Genomic DNA, 19,744 nt, shown 5'->3' with positions numbered 1-19,744 from the left:
GCGCAGCTGACCGCCGTTACATCAGGCGGCTCTGCTTCGCCGCCGCCTCGATGAAGGACGCGAACAGCGGATGCGGCTCGAACGGCCGCGACTTCAGTTCGGGATGGAACTGGACACCGATGAACCAGGGATGGTCCTCGTACTCGACGATCTCGGGCAGCACGCCGTCGGGCGACATGCCGGAGAAACGCAGGCCGTGCTGCTCGAGCCGATCCTTGTAGGCGGTGTTGACCTCGTAGCGGTGACGGTGCCGCTCGGAAATCTCGGTCGCGCCGCCATAGACCTGCGAGACGCGGCTGCCGCGGTTGAGCGCCGCGGGATAGGCGCCGAGCCGCATCGTGCCGCCGAGGTCGCCGGTCTGCGAGCGCTTCTCGAGCTCGTTGCCGCGCAGCCATTCGGTCATCAGGCCGACCAGCGGCTCCTCCGTCGGGCCGAATTCGGTCGAATTGGCGTTCTCGATGCCGACCAGATTGCGCGCCGCCTCGATGACAGCCATCTGCATGCCGAAGCAGATGCCGAAATACGGCACGTCGCGCTCGCGCGCGAACTGCGCCGCGCGGATCTTGCCCTCGGCGCCACGCTGGCCGAAGCCGCCGGGCACCAGGATGCCGTTGACGTGCTCGAGGAACGGCGCCGGGTCCTCGTTCTCGAACACCTCGCTCTCGATCCAGTCGAGATTGACCTTCACCTTGTTGGCGATGCCGCCATGCGAGAGCGCCTCGATCAGCGATTTGTAGGCGTCCTTCATGCCGGTGTACTTGCCGACGATCGCGATCGTCACGGCGCCTTCCGGATTGCGGACGCGCTCGTTGATCACGTGCCAGCTCTGCAGCGCCGGCGGAATCTTCGCCGTGATGCCGAACGCGGCCAGCACCTCGTCGTCGAGGCCGGCGGCGTGATAGGCCTCGGGCACCGCGTAGATGTTGTCGACGTCGCGCGCCTCGATCACGGCGCTCTCGCGCACGTTACAGAACAGGCCGAGCTTGCGCCGCTCTTCCTTGGGGATTTCGCGGTCGGTGCGGCACAGCAGGATGTCCGGCTGGATGCCGATCGAGCGCAGCTCCTTCACCGAGTGCTGCGTCGGTTTTGTCTTGAGTTCGCCGGCACTTGGAATGTACGGCAAAAGCGTCAGATGAATGTAGACGGCGTGATCGCGCGGCAGCTCGTTCTTGAGCTGGCGGATCGCCTCGAAGAACGGCAGGCCCTCGATGTCGCCGACCGTGCCGCCGATCTCGACCAGCACGAAATCGTACTCGTCATTGCCCGACAGCACGAATTCCTTGATCGCGTTGGTGACGTGCGGGACCACCTGGATGGTGGCGCCGAGATAGTCGCCGCGGCGCTCCTTGGTGATGATGTCCTGATAGATGCGCCCGGTCGTGATGTTGTCGGCCTTGGTGGCCGGACGACCGGTGAAACGCTCGTAATGGCCGAGATCGAGATCGGTCTCGGCGCCGTCGTCGGTCACGAACACTTCGCCGTGCTGATACGGCGACATCGTTCCGGGATCGAGGTTGAGATAGGGATCGAGTTTACGAAGGCGGACCTTGTAGCCCCTAGCCTGCAGCAAAGCGCCGAGCGCCGCTGAAGCCAGACCCTTGCCGAGCGAGGAGACCACGCCGCCGGTGATGAATATGTACCGCGCCATGGGACTTTACCTTTAAGCCGACTCCACCGATTCGCAAAACGAATCGGCTGTTCCCGGCAAACAAACCACCGGGCTGTGGGTTACGTTAAATTACGAGCGATTTCAGACTATTGATGGGTATTCCTGATGCAGGATGCCAGCGGTGCATCCTGCATGGCCACCCTGCTTTATTGCGACCGAGGCGCCTGCGGGCCGCTCGGGGCCTGCTGGCCCTGCTGCTCGTCGGTCTTCTTCAGCGAATCGAGGATGCCGCCGGAGGTCGGGGGCGTCAGCGGCGCGCCGCCGGCCGGCTGGGTCTGCGCCGGTGCGCCGGTGCCGATGATCGAGCTCGGCTTGCGGTCGTAGCCCGCGTACCAGGACAGAAACAGGCTGGTCAGGAAAAAGCCGGCCGCGAGGATCGCGGTGGTCCGCGACAGCAGATTCGCGGTGCCGCGGCTCGACATGAAGCCGGCGCCGCCGCCCATGCCGAGGCCGCCGCCTTCGGATTTCTGCAGCAACACGGCGCCGATCATGACGGCGACGATCATGAGATGAATGATGATAACGACAGTCTGCATCGCAAGCCTTCCGTCACAAGCCGCCAAGCGGCCAGACAAACGGCGCTATCGGCTTTGCGGGTTTTCGTGAAGTCGCGCCCTGTTACACGATTGCACCGGGCATTGTCACCCCCGAGATAGTCGCATCGGCTGACATCACAAGCGATGCCGATCGCGCTTCCTCGGGGCCTTGATCGCAACCGCTACATTCTATTATAATTGACGTATGGATACTTTAGTGGACGATCTGAGCCAACGCCTGGCGCAACGGATCAGGCTCGAACGCGACGGCCGGGGCTGGTCGCTGGCCGAGCTTGCCGAACGCGCCGGCGTCTCGAAGGCAACCATCAGCAAGATCGAGCGCGCCGAAGTCAGTCCCACCGCGGTCGTGCTGGTGCGCCTCGCTTCGGCCTTCGACCTCACACTGGCCGGCCTGATGCTGCGCGCCGAGGGCCATGGTGAGCAGCTGTCGCGCGCCGCCACGCAGCCGCTCTGGCGCGATCCGGAAACCGGCTATCTGCGCCGCCAGGTGTTCAGCCGTCCCGATCATCCGGTCGAGCTGGTGCGGGTCGAGCTGCCGCCGAAGCAATCCGTGACCCTGCCCGCCTCGTCCTACGCCCATATCCGCCAGCTGGTCTGGGTGCTGAGCGGCAGCCTCGTCATCACCGAAGGCGGCGCACGCAATGTGCTAGCGGCCGGCGATTGCCTCGGCTTCGGTCCGCCGGCGAAACCACCTTTGCCAATGAGAGCAACGCCGGATGCACCTACGTGGTCGCCCTGGCCCGGAGCTGATGCATGTCGCAGTTTTCCATCAAGCCGCTCGCCGACGCGCCCGGGATTCGCGGCGCGCTCGGCGAATTGTTGATAGAGACCGTCGCCAGCGGCGGCTCGGTGAGCTTCATGCATCCGCTGGCGCCGGAGGATGCTGATGCATTCTGGAAGGATTCGCTCGGCGCTGCGGCGCGCAGCGAGCGAGTAGTGCTCGGCGCGTTCGACGGCAATGATCTGATCGGCACCGTGACGCTGCAATTGAAACTGCCGCCGAACCAGCCGCATCGCGCGGAAATCGCAAAAATGATGACGCGCGTCGCCCATCGCCACCGCGGCGTGGCGACCGCCTTGCTGCGTGCCGCCGAGCAGATTGCGATCACGCATGGGCGCACGCTGCTGGTGCTCGACACCGCCGAAGAGGAAGGCGCCGGGCCGCTTTACGAGCGGCTGGGCTTTCAGCTCACCGGCCTCATCCCGGATTACGCGCTGAAGCCGCATGGCGGCCTCACCGGGACGATGATCTACTGGAAGCGGATTGGGGCGGCAGCGGCCTGACTTGCAACTGCCAATCCCGTCATCCTGAGGTGCAAGCCTTGCGGCGCACTTGCGCCGCGGGGCGAGCCTCGAAGGATGCACGGCCACCAGCCGGGCCGTCGACCCTTCGAGACGCGCGCGTTGCGCGCTCCTCAGGGTGACGGTGTGAAACTGGGCGACGCTGCCTAGCAGCCCGCGGCGATCGCCAGGAAGTCCGACGCCTTCAGGCTGGCGCCGCCGACCAGCGCGCCGTTGACATTGGCGACGGCCATCAGCTCGGCGGCGTTCGACGGCTTCACCGAGCCGCCATAGAGGATCCTGATCTTGTTTCCCTCGCCCTTGAAGCGATCGGTGAGCTGTCCCCGGATAAACCTGTGAACTTCCTCGACATCCCCGGCTGTCGGGGTCAGGCCGGTGCCGATCGCCCAGACCGGCTCATAGGCCACCACCAGATTGGCCGCGGTCGAGCCGTCGGGCAGCGAGCCCGCAAGCTGGGTGCCGCAGATATCGAGCGTCTTGCGGGCGTCGCGCTGCTCGCGCGTCTCGCCGATGCAGACGATCGCGGTCAGTCCGGCGCGCCAGACGGCCTCCGCCTTCTGCCGAATCAAGGCGTCGGTCTCGCCATGGTCGGCGCGCCGCTCGGAGTGGCCGACGATGATGGCGACCGCGCCGAGATCCTTGAACATCTCCGCCGAGAGGTCGCCGGTATGGGCGCCCGAAGCCTTCGGATGGCAGTCCTGGGCGCCGACGGCGACCTTCGAGCCGCGCGCCTTGTCGGCAAAGGCCCCGACCAATGTCGCCGGCGGACAGACCAGGAGATCGGCCTTCCCGGCGACGTCGCCGGCGCCGGCCAGCATCGCGTCGAACTCGGCAAAAGAGGATTTCAGGCCGTTCATTTTCCAGTTGCCGGCGATCAGCGGCCGGATGGCGTCGGTCATGTCGGATTTCCCATCATTCAAGCGTCCCCTGCGCTATCAGAGCCGGGCGGCGACTTCCAGAGCGCGGCTTCGTGCCTGCTGACCGCTTCAATCCGCCCCGTTACCCATGGTTGCGGGGGGGCTTCGGCCACTTTATAAGCGTTTTCAATTCGGTGACGCCCTGCTGCCGGACAAAAAGTCCCGACTTTTGGTCCCATTTGGGCACGACCCGGTTCCCCTCCTGTAAAACAAGTTGGACCCATGCTTCGAGGAATGCGGAAAGCCTCATCAAACTGGCTCGGCAAGACGATTATGGCCGTGGTGATGGGCGTTTTGATCGTCAGTTTCGGAATTTGGGGCATTGCCGACATTTTCAAGGGGTTTGGCCAGTCGACCTTCGCCAAGGTTGGCGGGACCGAGATTTCGGCCGAGCAGTTCCGCCAGATCTATACCGACCGCCTGCAGCAGCTTGGCCGCCAGTTCGGCCGTCCACTGACGCCGGACCAGGCCCACGCCTTCGGGATTGATCGCCAGGTGCTGCAGCAGACGCTCGCCGAGGCCGCGCTCGATGAAGAAGCACGCCGCATGGGCCTCAACCAGTCCGATGCCGAGGTGCTGCGCACGATCTACAACGATCCGAACTTCAAGGGCCTCAATGGCCAGTTCGATCCGCAGCGCTTCCAGTCCGTGATCCGCAACTTCGGCTACACCGAGGGCCGCTACATCGCCGAGCAGCGCCGCGTCGGCCTGCGGCGGCAGATCGCCGGCACCATCTCGTCCGGGATCGAGCCGACCAAATCGATGGTCGAGGCGCTGACCCGTTTCCAGAACGAGCAGCGCTCGATCGATTACGTCACGCTCGGCGCCGCGCAGGCCGGCACCATCGATCCGCCCTCGCCCGAGGCGCTCGCCGCCTATTTCGAGGACCACAAGGTTCAGTTCCGGGCGCCCGAATACCGCAAGATCTCTTTCGTCGCGATCACGCCGGAGGAAATCGGCAAATGGGAAACGGTGTCCGACGAGGATGCCAAGAAGCTCTTCGAGGAGCGCAAGGACCGGCTCAGCACGCCCGAGAAGCGTGAGGTCTCGCAGATCGTGTTTCCGGACGCCGGCGAGGCGCAGGCCGCCCGCGCACGCATCGCCTCCGGCACTTCGTTCGACGACATCGCCAAGGAGCGCAAGCTCAATCCTGCCGACGTCAATCTCGGCCTGGTCGCAAAGTCGGCGATCCTCGATCCGGCCGTCGGCGATGCCGCTTTCTCCCTCCCCTCGGGCGAAGTCAGCCAGCCGGTCCAGGGCCGCTTCGGCATCGCGCTGGTCAAGGTCGACAAGATCGAACCCGGCGTGACTCCGACCTATGAAAGCATGGCGCAGCAGGTGAAGAACGAGATCGCGTCCGAACGCGCCCGCACCAAGGTCGCCGAGCTGCGCGACAAGATGGAAGACGAGCGCGGCGGCGGTTCCAGCGTGATCGACGCGGCACAGAAGCTGAAACTGAACGCCGTCACGATCGACGCGGTAGATCGCTCGGGCCGCCTGCCGAACGGCCAGGTCGCGTCAAGCATCCCGCGCGGCCTCGACGTGGTGTCGCAGGCCTTCAACAGCGACGTCGGCGTCGACAACGACCCGATCCAGTTCAACAACGGCTATGTCTGGTACGACGTGCTCGGCATCACGCCGTCGCGCGAGCGCACCCTCGACGAGGTCCGCGACCAGGTCGAGGCGAAGTGGCGCGAGGACCAGATCTCCGCCAAGCTGCGCGCCAAGGCGACCGAGATGGTCCAGAAGCTCGACAGCGGCGCCAAGCTCGCCGACGAGGCGGCCGCTGCCGGCGTCAAGGTCGAGACCGCCGCGAATTTCAACCGCGAGGCCTCCCTGCCCGGCGTGCCGGCCGGCGTGATCGCCGCCGCGTTCCGCACCGCCAAGGATGGCGACGGGCAGACATCGACCGCCGGCGGCAGCCAGTGGGTCGTGTTCCGCGTCACCAATGTGACGGTGCCGCCGGTCGACTTCGCCTCCGACGCAGCCAAGCAGCTCACCGAGGCGCTGCGGCGCTCGATGAGCGACGAGCAGGTCGCACAGTATGTCAGCAGGATCGAGTCCGACATCGGCGTGACCGTCAACCAGGCAGCCTTCGCACAGGTGACAGGCGCAAATAATTGAGCATGATCCGGACAGCGCGACGGCGCGCTGTCCGCAGATCAAGCTCCAACGACAGACCCTGGGCCAGCGAATGGACGACCTGAAATCGATCATCGGAAAAGTCGCTACCGGCGCCACGCTGACGCGTGAAGAAGCGGCGTCCGCCTTCGACAGCATGATGTCGGGCGAAGCCACGCCCTCGCAGATGGGCGGGCTGTTGATGGCGCTGCGGGTGCGCGGCGAGACCGTCGAGGAGATCACCGGCGCCGTCACCGCGATGCGCGGCAAGATGCTGCCGGTGAAGGCGCCGGCCGAGGCCGTCGATATCGTCGGCACCGGCGGCGACGGCTCCGGCTCGGTCAACGTCTCGACCTGCGCGGCGTTCATCGTGGCCGGCGCCGGCGTGCCCGTCGCCAAGCACGGCAACCGCGCGCTGTCGTCGCGTTCGGGCGCTGCCGACGTCCTGGCCTCGCTGGGCGTCAAGCTCGATCTGACCCCGGCGCAGGTCGGACGCTGCGTCGCGGAGGCCGGCATCGGCTTCATGTTCGCGCCCGCGCATCATCCGGCGATGAAGAATGTCGGCCCGACCCGGGTCGAGCTCGCCACCCGCACCATCTTCAACCTGCTCGGACCGCTGTCGAATCCGGCCGGCGTCAAGCGGCAGATGGTCGGCGTATTCTCGCGGCAGTGGGTGCAGCCGCTGGCGCAGGTGCTGAAGAATCTCGGCTCGGACAAGGTCTGGGTGGTGCACGGCTCCGATGGCCTCGACGAGATCACCCTCACCGGTCCGACCTTCGTCGCAACGCTGGAGAACGGCGAGATCAGGACGTCAGAGGTGACGCCCGAGGAGGCCGGCCTTGGCCGCGTCGACGGCGAGGCGCTGAAGGGCGGCGATGCCGACGCCAATGCGATCGCGCTCTCCAGCGTGCTCCAGGGCAAGCCGAGCGCCTATCGCGACGTCGCCCTGCTCAACGCCGCCGCGGCGCTGATCGTGGCCGGCCGCGCCAAGGATCTCAAGGAAGGGGTTGCGATCGGCACCCAGTCGCTCGACAGCGGCGCGGCCGCTGCGCGGCTCAAGCATCTGATCGCGGTGTCCAACGGCTGAGAGTACAGAGATGTCCGACATCCTGACCAAGATCGAGGCTTACAAGCGCGGGGAGATCGCCGCTGCGAAGCGCGCGCGCCCGCTCGCTGACGTCGAGGCCCAGGCGAAATCGGCCTCGGCCCCGCGCGGCTTCGTCCGCGCGCTCAAAGACAAGCATGCACGCGGCGACTATGCGCTGATCGCGGAAGTGAAGAAGGCCTCGCCCTCGAAGGGACTGATCCGGGCCGATTTTGATCCGCCCGTGCTCGCGAAGGCCTATGAGGCCGGCGGCGCGGCGTGCCTGTCAGTGCTGACGGACGCGCCCTCGTTCCAGGGCCATCTCGACTTCATGGTCGCGGCCCGCGCGGCGACCAACCTGCCGGTGCTGCGCAAGGACTTCATGTTCGACACCTACCAGGTGGCGGAGGCGCGCGCCCATGGCGCCGACTGCATCCTGATCATCATGGCCGCGCTCGATGACGCGGCGGCGAAGGAGATCGAGGACGCCGCGCTGTCGTATGGCATGGACGTGCTGATCGAGATCCACGACCGCACCGAGCTCGACCGTGCGCTGAAACTTCGCTCGCCGATGATCGGCGTCAACAACCGCAATCTGCGCACCTTCGAGACCACGCTCGCGACCAGCGAGGCGCTGGCACCGCTGATCCCGCGCGACCGCCTGATGGTCGGCGAGAGCGGTATCTTCACGCCTGACGATCTCGCCCGCCTCGAGCGGGTCGGGATGTCGACCTTCCTGGTCGGCGAAAGCCTGATGCGCCAGCAGGACGTCACTGCGGCGACACGCGCGCTGCTGACGCGGCAGGCCTCGCCGCGCGCCACCGCAACGCGCTGACGCGATGGCGCGGAAGTCCAAAGCCAAGAAGACCCAGACCGAGCCGGCCGCTCCGGCACCGCCCTCACCCATATCGACGCCAAGGGCGACGCGCGCATGGTCGACGTCTCGGCGAAGCCGGCGACCGAACGGACCGCGGTCGCCGAAGGCCGCGTCCTGATGAGCAAGGCCACGCTGGCGCTGATCGAGTCGGGGCAAGCCAAGAAGGGCGACGTGCTGGCGACCGCGCGGATCGCCGGCATCATGGCGGCGAAACGGACCTCGGAGTTGATCCCGCTCTGCCATCCGCTGGCGCTGACCAAGGTCACGATCGATATCGTAACCGACCGCAAGCTGCCCGGCTGCATCGTCCGCGCCAGCGTCAAGGTAACCGGGCCGACCGGCGTCGAGATGGAGGCGCTGACCGCGGTTTCGGTCGCGTGCCTGACGATCTACGACATGATCAAGGCGGTCGAGCGCGGCGTGCGCATCGAAGGCATTCATCTGATCGAGAAGATCGGCGGCAAGTCCGGGCACTATCGCGCCGGCGATTGATCGCAACGGGCGCGCATCGCGGGACTGACAGCTTCAGCTGATCTACCTGTCGGCCGGACGAGTCTCTATCCCCGTCATCCTGAGGAGCGCGAAGCGCGTCTCGAAGGATGCATGGCCCGGCTGCTGGCCGTCGATCCTTCGAGACTCGCTCCGCTCGCACCTCAGGATGACGGTGACAGAGCCGAGCGCAGTCCAACCGCCAATGCCCGCAACCATTCGTTAACCAACCTCGCTAACCGGTGCTCCATTTCGTTTGGATACGACTTTCGCGGGGCCGGAGGTGCGCGAAACCTACTTCCGGGTGAAACGCCTGGAAGCGATAGCGACACATGAATCCAAACGGCAGCGCCTCGTTCAACATCACCTCGGTGATCGGCAGCGGTCCGATCCGCTGGCTGATCCTCGGCGGCGCCGTGCTGATGGCCGCGATCGCGATCGGCGCCACCCTGATGGCCGAGAATTTTCGCGAGCGCGCCCTGCACAACAGCGAGCGCGAGCTGGAGAACACCGTGCTGCTGCTGGCGCGGCATTTCGACCAGCAGCTCGACGATCTCGAAGTGGTCCAGCGCGACCTGATCGCGTTCATGCACGACAACGGGATCGCGACGGTTGAGAACTACAAACGCCGGATGTCGTCCGCCGACATCCATGCGATGCTGAAGTCCAAGATGGATGCGCTGTCCAATGTCGGCAACCTCAACGTGTTCGACGCCGACGGCGTGCTGATCAACAGCTCGGGCGCCTGGCCGCTGCCGCAGGTCAGCATCGCCGATCGCAGCTATTTCCAGATCTTCAAGTCGAGCCCCTACTCGCCCGACATGCAGGTCGCGCCGGTGGTCAGCCGCGTCAACGGCAGCTGGACCAACGTCATCGTCCGCAAGGTCACCGGCCCGCACGGCGAATTCCTCGGCGTGGTCGGCCGCGGCATCGAGCCGGCGACTTTCGAGAAATTCTTCTCCACGGTCGCACTTGGCGAAGGCGCCGCGATCGCGATGCACCATCGCGACGGCACGCTACTGGCGCGCTATTCCCATGTCGAGGAGCTGATCGGGAAGAACTTCCGCAACGGTCCCGCCCAGCAGCAGCAGGTGTTCGAGCTGCCGCAGAGCACCGCGCGGCTGACCAGCCCGGTCGACGGCAAGGACCGCCTGGTGTCGTCGCGGGCGCTGACCAAATTCCCGATCGTCGTGGTCGCCACGACCACCACGGAAGCGGCGCTCGCCAACTGGCGCGAGCAGATCGGCATGCTGATCGCGGTGACCGCCGCATCCGTGCTGGCGATCGCGATCCTGCTGACGCTGGTGGTGCGCAAGATGGTGCAGCAGCATCGCGCCCAGCAGCAGCGCCTGACGCTGGAGAAGCTCCGGCTCGACACCGCCGTCAACAACATGACGCAGGGGCTGTTGCTGTTCGATGCCGCGCAGCGGCTGGTGATCTGCAACAAGCGCTATATCGAGATGTACGGATTGTCCGCCGACGTCATCCAGCCCGGCTGCAGCTTCCGCGACGTCATCGTGCATCGCCACCTGACCGGCTCGTTCCAGGGCGACGTCGAACGCTACGTCAACCTCGTGCTGCGCGACGTCGGCGTCCGCAACACCATGGTGATCGCAACGCCCGACGGACGCTCGATCCAGGTCGTCAACGAGCCGCTGGCCGACGGCGGCTGGCTTGCGACCCATGAGGACGTCACCGAGCGCCGCCGCACTGAGGAGCGCATCACGCATCTTGCCCACTACGACGCGCTGACCGACTTGCCGAACCGCGCGCTGTTCCACGAGGAGATCAAGCGCGAGCTGACGCATGTCACGCCCGACAGCCAGCTCGCGGTGCTCTATATCGACATCGACGAGTTCAAGGGCGTCAACGACTCGCTCGGCCAAATGGTCGGCGATGAACTGCTCAAAATCGTCGCGCGAACGCTGAGCGGCGTGATCGGCGACGGCGATTTCGTGGCGCGGCTCGGCGGCGACGAATTCGCGATCGTGCAGACCGACGTGAAGAGCGAGCTCGAGGTCAGCGACCTCGTCGCGCGCATCTACGAGGTGATCCGCTCGCCCTATCAATGCCTCGGCCACCAGGTCACGACCGACGCCAGCATCGGCATCGCGCTGGCGCCGAAGGACGGCACCGATCTCGACCAGATCATGAAGAACGCCGACCTGGCGATGTATGCGGCGAAGTCGGCCGGCCGGCGCGTCGCGCGCTTCTTCGAGCCGGCGATGGACGCCGACGCCCGCGCCCGCCGCGAGCTCGAGATGGAGCTGCGGCGGACCATCGCCGCGGGCAGCGGCCTCGAAGTGTATTACCAGCCCTGCGTCGACCTGCGCAGCAACGAGATCACCGGCTGCGAGGCGCTGGTGCGCTGGCGCCATCCCGTGCGCGGCATGATCTCGCCGGCCGAGTTCGTGCCGATCGCCGAGGAGACCGGCCTGATCAACCAGCTCGGCGAATGGGTGCTGATGACGGCCTGCAAGGAGGCCGTGAACTGGCCCGATCACATCAGGCTCGCGGTCAACGTCTCGCCGGTCCAGTTCCGCAGCGGCACGCTGGCGCTGAAGGTGATCGCAGCGCTCGCAGCATCCGGCCTGTCAGCCGGCCGGCTCGAGCTCGAGATCACCGAGGCCGTGCTGATCCGCGACGATGAGACCGCGCTGGCCGCACTGCACCAGCTCCGCGCCATCGGCATCCGGATCGCGCTCGACGATTTCGGCACCGGCTATTCGTCGCTGAGCTATCTGAAGCGCTTCCCGTTCGACAAGATCAAGATCGACCGCTGCTTCGTCACCGACATCGCCGACCCGCAAGGCTCGGCCGGCATCGTCGAGGCCGTCGTCAACATCGCGGCCGAGCGCAGCATGACGACGACGGCGGAAGGCGTCGAGACCGCGCAGCAGCAGCAATTGCTGCGCGAGCTCGGCTGTTCGGAGATGCAGGGCTATCTGTTCAGCGCGCCGAAGCCGGCCGCCCAGATCCGCGAGCTGCTGGCGGAACATCGCCGCGGCCCGGCTGCGGGCATGGGCGCCACGCGCCGGCGCAAGCCTGTCGCCGGCGCGGCGTAAGCTTTTTGGGAGACGTGGTGTAGCCCGGATGAAGCGAAGCGCAATCCGGGGACTTTGCAGCCCCGATGGACCGCTCCCGGATTTCGCGGAGCCTGTCATCGGGCGCGCGTTCGCGCGACCCGTTGGCTCCATCCGGGCTACGGGGGGGGCTCAAGCTCTAGTTCGGCACCGGCCGCTTCTGCGCGGCCTTGGTGTCGGCATTCTTGGCGTCGGCATTCACCGTGACGCCGCGCAGCTGGTTGAACGCTGCCGCCAGCGCCTTGTCGTTCTTCTCGTCCGGCGGCACGTAGGATTGCGAGCCGGTCTGCTCGGCGCCCTCGGCGGAGAGATGGCCGCGCATCGACGCCTCGCCCTTGATCTCGGAGCGGGTCTTGAACTCGTCCGGCACGTCCTGCAGCACCTCGATGTCGGGCTTGATGCCAAGCGCCTGGATCGAATGGCCTGACGGCGTGAAATAGCGCGCCGTGGTCAGCGCCAGCGCGCCATTGCCGGCGCCGAGCGGAATGATGGTCTGCACCGAGCCCTTGCCGAACGAGCGGGTGCCGATCAGCGTCGCGCGCTTGTGGTCGTGCAGCGCGCCGGCCACGATCTCCGAGGCCGAGGCCGAACCGCCATTGATCAGCACGACGAGCGGCTTGCCCTTGGTCATGTCGCCGCCATGGGCGGTGAAACGCTGGGTCTCTTCCGGATTGCGGCCGCGGGTCGAGACCACCTCGCCGCGCTGCATCAGCGTCGAGGTGACCGAGACCGCCTGGTCGAGCAAGCCGCCCGGATTGTTGCGGAGGTCGACGACGTAGCCGGCGAGCTTGTCCTGCGGGATTTCCTTCTGGATCTCGCCGATCGCCTTGCGCAGGCCCTCGGTGGTCTGCTCGTTGAACGAGGTGATGCGGACATAGCCGATGTCGCCGCCCTCGACGTGATACTTCACCGGGCGGACGCGGATGATCTCGCGGGTGATCGACACCTCGATCGGCTTGTCGGCGTCCTTGCGGACGATCTTCAGCCGGATCGAGCTGTTGGGTGCGCCCTTCATCTTGTTGACGGCCTGGTCGAGCGTCAGGCCCTGGATCGAATCATCATCGATCGAGGTGATCACGTCGCCCGACATGATGCCGGCGCGCGAGGCCGGCGTGTCGTCGATCGGCGCCACCACCTTGACGAAGCCGTCCTCCATCGTGACCTCGATGCCGAGCCCACCGAACTCGCCATGCGTGGTCTCCTGCATCTCCGCCCAGCCCTTCTCGTTCATGTAGCGGGAGTGCGGATCGAGCGAGGAGATCATGCCGTTGATCGCGCCCTCGACGAGCTTGGAGTCCTCGGGCTTCTCGACGTAGTCGGTCTTGACCTTCTCGAACACCTCGCCGAACAGATTGAGCTGCGAATAGGTGTTGTCGGAATGCGCGGCGGCATTGGCGACGGCGAACAGATGCGCCCCCTGCGGCGAGGCCACGAGCAGGGTGAGACACGCTCCCGCAACCGTCCCGAGGAAGAAGCCAACATGTTTGCGCATTATCCGTGATCCCTTCGCTAGCGGCCGGCAACGTTTCGCAACATACGGCCCACCTCACCCCGACGCGGGGCACCACACAACGGCTTTTTGGTCGGATCAAGGCCGCCCCGCCACCGGACCATTACGGTCCTGTCACGATGCCTCGGTCAGCGCCAAATCAACAACTTAGTCAGCCCCCAGTCAGCCTCAAGTCAGCTCCCGGTCGGCCTCTGGCCCAGCCTCCCGCAACCCGTTCTGCCAGGTCGACGGCCGGGTCCCGAACCCGCGCTTGGCCCGGGTGCCCAACCAATAGCCAAACTGCGGAGGAACATTGCGAAATGGCCCTTCAACCCCGAGTTTCAATGCCGCATCCATCGGCCAGTTGGGGTTATTGAGGATTTCACGGCCGACCGCGATCAAATCTGCTTGTTTATCACGCAGGATCTGCTCGGCCTGGTCACCATGGATGATCAGGCCGACCGCCATGGTCATGATATCGGCATGGGCGCGGACATATTCCGCCATCGGCACCTGATAGTTGTATTTGATCTCCTTGCCGAGGATCGGCGCCATCTCGCTGATTCCGCCCGACGAGCAGTCGATCACATCGACACCCCTGGGCTTCAGGATCGCCGCCAGCCGGGCGCTCTGCTCCGGACCCCAGCCGGCATTGTCCTCGACCGAGAGCCGCACGAACAGCGGCTTGTGATCCGGCCAGTGCGCGCGCACCGCCTCGGTCACCTCGATCAGGAAGCGCATCCGGTTGGCTTCCGAGCCGCCATATTCGTCGCTGCGCTGGTTGGAGCGCCCGGAGAGGAATTCGTGCACGAGATAGCCGTGGGCGCCGTGCAATTCGAGCACCTCGAAGCCGGCCTCGTGCGCGCGCCGCGCCGCCTGCCCCCAGGCCGCGACGAGGTCCTTCACCTCGTGCGTTTCCAGCGCCCGCGGCACCGGCCAGCGCTCGCTATGGGCGATCGCGCTCGGCGCAACCGGCGTCCAGGCATCCCAATCCTCGATCTCGGCGCTGCGTTCGAGCGGACGGTCGCCCTCCCAGGGGCGGCTCGCCCGCGCCTTGCGGCCGGAATGACCGAGCTGGATGCCGGCGACCGCGTTCTGCTGCTTGATGAAGCCCGCGACACGGCTGAGCGGCGCGATGAACTTGTCGTCCCAGATGCCGAGATCGCCGATGGTGCCGCAGCCGCGGCGCTCGACCTTGGTCGATTCGACGATCACGAGACCGGCGCCGCCGGCGGCGAATTTGCCGGCATTCATCAAATGCCAGTCGGTCGGAAAGCCCTTCTCTGCCGAATACTGGTGCATCGGCGGCACCACGATGCGGTTCTTCAGCGTGACGCCGCGGATGGTCATCGGCGAAAACAGCAGCATGTCGGACATCGCTTCCTCGCAGAACGTCGTTACCCGGCGCGCCGGGCCGATCTTGGTTTTCCCAGCGACGATATACGCGCCGCGCGATGGCCGATAGAGGCACGCCGTGGCCACGCGCGTTCGTCGAAATTGTCTGTTCCACCGCATCGAAACTATCGCGCGCGGAGGAAATCATGATCGCCGTGCGCGTTGTCTCTGGCAACCCGAAGGAGGAAACTCATGAGGACCAGCACAATCGCGTTGTTCATCGCCGGTGTCGTGGCAACCGGCCCGATGATCACGGGACAGGCGACCGCCCAGAACCTGCAAAACGAGGCCGACAAGGGCGCCAAGACCCGTAACTCCGGCGAATCCGGCTATGTCGGCAGTCAGGACAGACCCGGCGCGGCCGCAACGGCTCCGGGACGCCCTGATACCGCCGCAGGGTCCACGGATGCCGCGACGTCTCCCAGTGCGCAAAATTCCGGAACCGGGATCAGCGGCGCGCCGGGCAACAAGAACGGACCGGCAGCAAAGCAGGGCACCGTGGGTTCGAACTCGCAAAACCAGCATGTCCGGGAGCAGGATCCGTCAAACATCAAGGGACTGCCCGGCAACAAGAGCGGTCCGCCTGAAAAGCGCTAGCATTGCGCCATTGCTGACCGGATACGCGTGAAGCGGGACAGGGTCGGCGGAACGCGCCGGACCGGATCGGCGCAGTCTCGCAACGCGCTGCTGATCGGAGCTGCTGTCATCTATTGAGCGGGTTTCCGGTTCGCCGACACGTCCGTCGGGCAATTCGCGCCGCATGCAATCGCTTTCTTCTGGTCGCCGACGCGCCACACCAGAAGCGCGACCAGGACAATGATGGTGATGGTGAGCTTGGCCAATGTGTCGTGATTCAATTTCAGCTCCGAACAACAATCGGCATAACCGGGAAAATCAGTGGCACGCAGAATATGGTCCCGGAGGCCTTTGAAGGCGGGTACCGGACCCGAATTCTAATCGGATTGATCGACGTCATCATGATACGAGCGCGGCGCGACCTGCAACCTTCTCGGCCTGCATGGCAGCACGGCACAGCCGCGGATGGTTGGAACATTCGCCGCCGTGTGCCGTTCAGTCGCCGTGCTCTGAATCATTGCCCCAGAGGCACACAACACCTCCTGCGGCCCCAGTCGTCACGCTGGGGCCGTAAAATCTTCGAGTTCCACGCCCCCCTGAGAGCATGGTAGACGGAGTGCGCAGTGATCTTGCGGGAACCGCGCGTCAATGACGTGACGTCAAGGCGCCGATCCCTAGCCCAAATGGGCTATCCGCATGACCAACGTCAGATCCGCGCGAGGCTGGCCGCGCCCGCGGCGATCGCGTCGTTGAAGCTCGTGTCCCAGAATTTTCCGACCTCGGCGCGCGCGTCGAGCACGCCGAGCTTGAGGAAGGTGTCGGCGACCTTCTGGTGGGTGTTCGGCACGTCAGGCGTCACGCCGGCGAGCGAGAAGTCGTCGCTGCGGCGCGCGAACTGGTCGAGAATGTCCTGCAACGGCAGATGAGTCTCCGCCACCTGCGCGGCCGCATAGACCGGAAAATTCTTGTTGGCGAACGCATAGGCGCGCTGGATCCGCAACAAGAGGTCGCTCACCGCCGCGTGGCGCAGCGGATCATCGACCGCCCTGGGGTTGGCGTAGATCGGGAAATTGCCCGAGAGATAACCGACGCCGGTCTTGAGCAGGCGCGCGCCCTGCTTGGCGATGGCGAGCTGCCCGTTGTAGCCGTAGATCGCCCAGGCATCGAGCTTGCCGGAGGCGAACGCCGTGTAACCGTCAGACGGTGTCAGGTTGATGGCCTCGATATCGCCGAACGCAAAGCCTGCTTCCTCGAGCTGCTTGGCCAGGAAATAATGCGCCGTCGTCGCGCGCACATAGCCGACGCGTTTTCCCTTGAGGTCGGCGATCGAATGGATCGGCGCATCCTTCGCCGCCACCGTGACCTGGATGTTGAGATCCTCATGGGTGACGGCGATGAAGCGCACCTTGGCATTCTGGCGCGCGGCGAACATCGCCGGAATCTCGCTGCCTGATCCGATGTCGAGCGCGTCGCCGTTCAGCGCCTCGATATGGAGCACGCCATTGTTGAGCTCCTTCCATTCGATCCTGTACGGCGTCTTGTCCTCGCCGGCTGCCTGCAGCAGCGGCCGCCAGCCGCCCTTGTAATACGCGACGCGCAGCGTGACACCGCCGAGATCGGCGCCCGCCCCCGCCCCTGTTTGGGCGCGCACACCGCCAGCGACCAGACTTCCGGCGAGCACGCCAAGCGCAGAACGTCGAGAGAGGGAAAATGGCGCGGTCAACGGCCTGCTCCTGATCAGCAATCACAACGCTGCAAGCTTAGGAGAAAATTCGCCGATGTATATGAGACGCTATTTCGTTTTTCGCAGCGCGCACGAAAAGCCGTTCCAAGGATTGATGGCTTGGCGCGGTGATCCGTTTTCCGGTCGCGTCATTGGCCAAACGTAGAACCAGGCTGCACCCGCGTCGCACAGTGCGCAGGATGGGTAGAGCGGAGCGAAACCCATCACTCATCCCGCGGCCCGAATGATGGGTATCGCTTCGCTCCACCCATCCTACTCCGCGCTACTTCGCGACCTCATACACATCAGGATCGTAGCTCGAGCTCGGATTCTTGAACGCACTCCGCAGCGCCGGCGACATCGGGACGTTGTAATTGATGCCCTTCGGCGGGGTCGGCGCTTCCAGCCACTTCTTGTACATCACCTCGATCTCGGGGCTCTTGTAGAGCTCCGCCGTGGCGCGGTCGGCGAGCGCCTTGAACGGCGCGTCCTCCCGGCGCAGCATGACGCCGAACGGCTCCGCTTTCGAGAACGCCTCCTCGCTGATCATGTAGAGCGCCGGCTCCTTCGATCGCGCAATCGCGACCGCGAGCTGGACGTCGTCGAGCGCGTAGGCCTGGGCGCGATCGGTGTCCAGCATCAGGAAGGCCTCGGCCTGGTCCTTGGCCGGCAGAACGTTGATGCCGAGCTTGCGCTCGGTATTGACCTTGACGAGCTGCGTGAGGTTCACCGAGCCGGCAACGGCAGTGACCGATTTCCCCTTGAGGTCATCGATCGTGTTGATCCCGAGGGATTTCTTGGCGGCAAAACGCGTCGCGCTCAGGAAGTGCGTGTTGGTGAAGGTCACCTGCTTCTGGCGATCCGCGCTGTTGGTGGTCGCCGAACAGTGCAGATCGATCGTGCCGTTGACCATCAGGGGGATGCGGTTCGACGAGGTGACGGGAAGGTAGTCGACCGCGATGTCCGGCATGCCGAGCTCCTGCTTCACGGCATCGACGATCCTGAGGCAGATATCGAGCGCAAAGCCGATCGGGCGCGCGTTGTCGTCGAGATAGCTGAAGGGAACGGACGCTTCCTGAAAGCCGAGCGTGACCTTCCTGGTCTCCTTGATCTTCTGCAGCGTGCCCGACAACTCCTCGGCTGCCACGGGGCTCGCGGCGAGCGTGAGAGCGAAAAGGACGGCGGGCAAGCGCATCGGCGGCTCCTGTGCGGTGATCAGACGGCGTTGATAACCCACGCACAGGCCCGGCGATAGACGACGACGTGTCTAACAGCTATCGCGCTTTGCTATAGTCCGTCTGCCGTTCGCCGAACGCTGTCGCCGGCAGGGCTAGCGCTGCGCCCCACCCTCGAGCAGGCGGTCGCCGATCAGATGGATCGCGCCGCGGGTCCAGGAATAGTCGGCGCCCATCCGCAGCCCGCTATCGCCGCGTGAGACGACTGCGCCGCTGCGGGCGTCGCGCACCTGGAAGCCGACGGTGTATTCGGTCCGGCTGACCCGCCTGATCACGCCGATCAGCGATTGATCGGCGCCGAGCTGTTGCGCGACCGCGGCCTCGCAGCCGTTGCAGTCGCGCAGTGCGCGCGCCTTGACAGGCTCCGCGGTCGCGCCGGTGGTATCGACCAGGCGATAGCGGCCCGACTGCGCAAGCCGGTCACGCACGCCGCTGGTCACATCGGCCAGATAGGCCGCATCGGAGCCGGCAAGACCGGACGCGGGTGCCGCGGAATTATCCTCGAGCTCGAACTCGAACACCGCAAGCCCGATCGGCGCTGCGGCCGTGGCCTGTGCCGGCGCCAGCGCGGCCGCAAGGGCAGCGCGCACCTCGCGCGACACGAACATCCGCGCGTGGTCCCACGCCTCGTCATTGTCGCCCCGAAACGTGTAGAGCTTTTCGTACAGGACACGGCTCGCGCCGACGTCGATCACCGCGACCTTGGCCCATTGGATCAGCGTGCTCATCTTCTGCACGCCGCCGACCACCTTGATCTGCGCCTCGCCTGCGGGCGCGCCGACGGGACCAGGCGATAGCGCGGCTCTGCGGCCACATCAGCGCGCAGCGCGGCCATGAATGCATCGAGCCGCTTCTGATGCGCGGCGGTCTGATCGATCACCTCGCCCGAGGTGTCGAGATAGCTGAAATCGTCGATGCTGACGCCGAGCGAGGATGCCTGCGCGGCGGCGGCTTCGGCGCGAGGCGGACAAGGTCCGGCCAGGAGGCCGGTCAACGCGAGGGCGTACAAGACGAGGCGGGACTGGCGCATGATCCGGGCCTTTCAGGTGCTGGTGCTGGCGGGTCGACCGCAGGTCTAGGGCGGCCACCTCCGCACCGCAGCGGAGCGTCTCCCGGCCGGTGCCGGGAAAATTTCACGACCGCGGTTCGCACCCACCGCGGCGCTTCTCGACCCGTCCATTCTGCCGTTTAATGCGCATGACGGCCCTGCCCGCAACGGGCGCCGAA

The 19,744-nt window shown here is 65.7% G+C and carries 16 protein-coding genes and 2 pseudogenes; 8 read left to right on the top strand and 10 right to left on the bottom strand.

Annotation, left to right across the window (positions count from 1 at the left end):
- Positions 1-16: 16 nt before the first annotated feature.
- Together pyrG and secG are read right to left on the bottom strand one after the other, a co-directional pair.
- The gene (gene pyrG, locus AKN84_RS04790) at positions 17-1,648 is read right to left on the bottom strand and encodes a CTP synthase (protein ID WP_050419628.1); all 1,632 of its coding nucleotides are present in this window, start codon (positions 1,646-1,648) and stop codon (positions 17-19) included.
- Between the two features lie 167 nt (positions 1,649-1,815).
- Positions 1,816-2,205, bottom strand: a complete 390-nt coding sequence (gene secG, locus AKN84_RS04785) for a preprotein translocase subunit SecG (RefSeq protein WP_050419627.1) — start codon at positions 2,203-2,205, stop codon at positions 1,816-1,818.
- A 205-nt stretch (positions 2,206-2,410) separates the two neighbouring features.
- Here secG and AKN84_RS04780 point away from each other — a divergent pair.
- Together AKN84_RS04780 and AKN84_RS04775 are read left to right on the top strand one after the other, a co-directional pair.
- Positions 2,411-2,976 (top strand): annotated as a pseudogene (locus AKN84_RS04780) (helix-turn-helix domain-containing protein).
- 3 nt (positions 2,977-2,979) lie between these two features.
- Positions 2,980-3,510: a GNAT family N-acetyltransferase gene (locus AKN84_RS04775; protein WP_050419626.1), complete on the top strand. Its 531-nt coding sequence runs from the start codon at positions 2,980-2,982 to the stop codon at positions 3,508-3,510.
- 164 nt (positions 3,511-3,674) lie between these two features.
- On the opposite strand, the gene tpiA is transcribed toward AKN84_RS04775, so the two are convergent.
- Positions 3,675-4,427, bottom strand: a complete 753-nt coding sequence (gene tpiA, locus AKN84_RS04770) for a triose-phosphate isomerase (RefSeq protein ID WP_050419625.1) — start codon at positions 4,425-4,427, stop codon at positions 3,675-3,677.
- A gap of 240 nt (positions 4,428-4,667) precedes the next feature.
- On the opposite strand from tpiA, the gene AKN84_RS04765 reads away from it, so the two are divergent.
- From AKN84_RS04765 to AKN84_RS04745, 5 genes are all read left to right on the top strand, one after another.
- The gene (locus AKN84_RS04765) at positions 4,668-6,569 is read left to right on the top strand and encodes a peptidylprolyl isomerase (protein WP_050419624.1); all 1,902 of its coding nucleotides are present in this window, start codon (positions 4,668-4,670) and stop codon (positions 6,567-6,569) included.
- A gap of 70 nt (positions 6,570-6,639) precedes the next feature.
- The gene (gene trpD, locus AKN84_RS04760) at positions 6,640-7,653 is read left to right on the top strand and encodes an anthranilate phosphoribosyltransferase (RefSeq protein WP_050419623.1); all 1,014 of its coding nucleotides are present in this window, start codon (positions 6,640-6,642) and stop codon (positions 7,651-7,653) included.
- Between the two features lie 10 nt (positions 7,654-7,663).
- Complete coding sequence (gene trpC, locus AKN84_RS04755; protein WP_050419622.1) at positions 7,664-8,485, top strand: indole-3-glycerol phosphate synthase TrpC; 822 nt, start codon at positions 7,664-7,666, stop codon at positions 8,483-8,485.
- A 96-nt stretch (positions 8,486-8,581) separates the two neighbouring features.
- A complete protein-coding gene (gene moaC, locus AKN84_RS04750; RefSeq protein ID WP_244484927.1) occupies positions 8,582-9,019 on the top strand; it encodes a cyclic pyranopterin monophosphate synthase MoaC in 438 nt (145 codons plus the stop codon).
- Positions 9,020-9,348: 329 nt separating this feature from the next.
- A complete protein-coding gene (locus tag AKN84_RS04745) occupies positions 9,349-12,081 on the top strand; it encodes a bifunctional diguanylate cyclase/phosphodiesterase (RefSeq protein WP_050419620.1) in 2,733 nt (910 codons plus the stop codon).
- A 157-nt stretch (positions 12,082-12,238) separates the two neighbouring features.
- Here the strand turns inward: AKN84_RS04745 and AKN84_RS04740 are convergent, their stop codons facing one another.
- Positions 12,239-13,591 carry a S41 family peptidase gene (locus AKN84_RS04740; protein ID WP_050419619.1) on the bottom strand — a complete coding sequence of 451 codons (1,353 nt, stop codon included), beginning with the start codon at positions 13,589-13,591 and terminating at the stop codon, positions 12,239-12,241.
- 186 nt (positions 13,592-13,777) lie between these two features.
- On the bottom strand, positions 13,778-15,070 hold the full coding sequence (locus tag AKN84_RS04735; protein WP_244484926.1) for an NADH:flavin oxidoreductase/NADH oxidase: 1,293 nt from the start codon (positions 15,068-15,070) through the stop codon (positions 13,778-13,780).
- Between the two features lie 327 nt (positions 15,071-15,397).
- Here AKN84_RS04735 and AKN84_RS48750 point away from each other — a divergent pair.
- Positions 15,398-15,580, top strand: a pseudogene (locus AKN84_RS48750) (hypothetical protein); the annotation flags it as partial.
- A 110-nt stretch (positions 15,581-15,690) separates the two neighbouring features.
- Here AKN84_RS48750 and AKN84_RS49910 read toward each other — a convergent pair.
- The 5 genes from AKN84_RS49910 to AKN84_RS50270 form a co-directional block, all read right to left on the bottom strand.
- Positions 15,691-15,825 (bottom strand): hypothetical protein, encoded by a 135-nt coding sequence (locus AKN84_RS49910; protein WP_283805488.1) that lies wholly within the window; start codon positions 15,823-15,825, stop codon positions 15,691-15,693.
- Positions 15,826-16,265: 440 nt separating this feature from the next.
- Positions 16,266-17,282 (bottom strand): ABC transporter substrate-binding protein, encoded by a 1,017-nt coding sequence (locus tag AKN84_RS04725; RefSeq protein ID WP_244484925.1) that lies wholly within the window; start codon positions 17,280-17,282, stop codon positions 16,266-16,268.
- Between the two features lie 283 nt (positions 17,283-17,565).
- Entirely contained in the window at positions 17,566-18,477 is a 912-nt protein-coding gene (locus tag AKN84_RS04720) for an amino acid ABC transporter substrate-binding protein (protein ID WP_050419616.1), read from the bottom strand.
- Between the two features lie 135 nt (positions 18,478-18,612).
- Positions 18,613-19,245 (bottom strand): DUF3280 domain-containing protein, encoded by a 633-nt coding sequence (locus AKN84_RS04715; RefSeq protein ID WP_347337298.1) that lies wholly within the window; start codon positions 19,243-19,245, stop codon positions 18,613-18,615.
- Complete coding sequence (locus tag AKN84_RS50270) at positions 19,242-19,547, bottom strand: hypothetical protein (protein WP_347337297.1); 306 nt, start codon at positions 19,545-19,547, stop codon at positions 19,242-19,244. The genes AKN84_RS04715 and AKN84_RS50270 overlap by 4 nt, the downstream gene beginning before the upstream one ends.
- Between the last annotated feature and the right edge of the window lie 197 nt (positions 19,548-19,744).

Origin of the sequence: Bradyrhizobium tropiciagri (assembly GCF_001189845.1) — a bacterium.
GTDB lineage: Bacteria > Pseudomonadota > Alphaproteobacteria > Rhizobiales > Xanthobacteraceae > Bradyrhizobium > Bradyrhizobium tropiciagri.
Note: the sequence above shows the minus strand (reverse complement) of the source record. Positions and strands in the feature narration are given on the sequence as shown.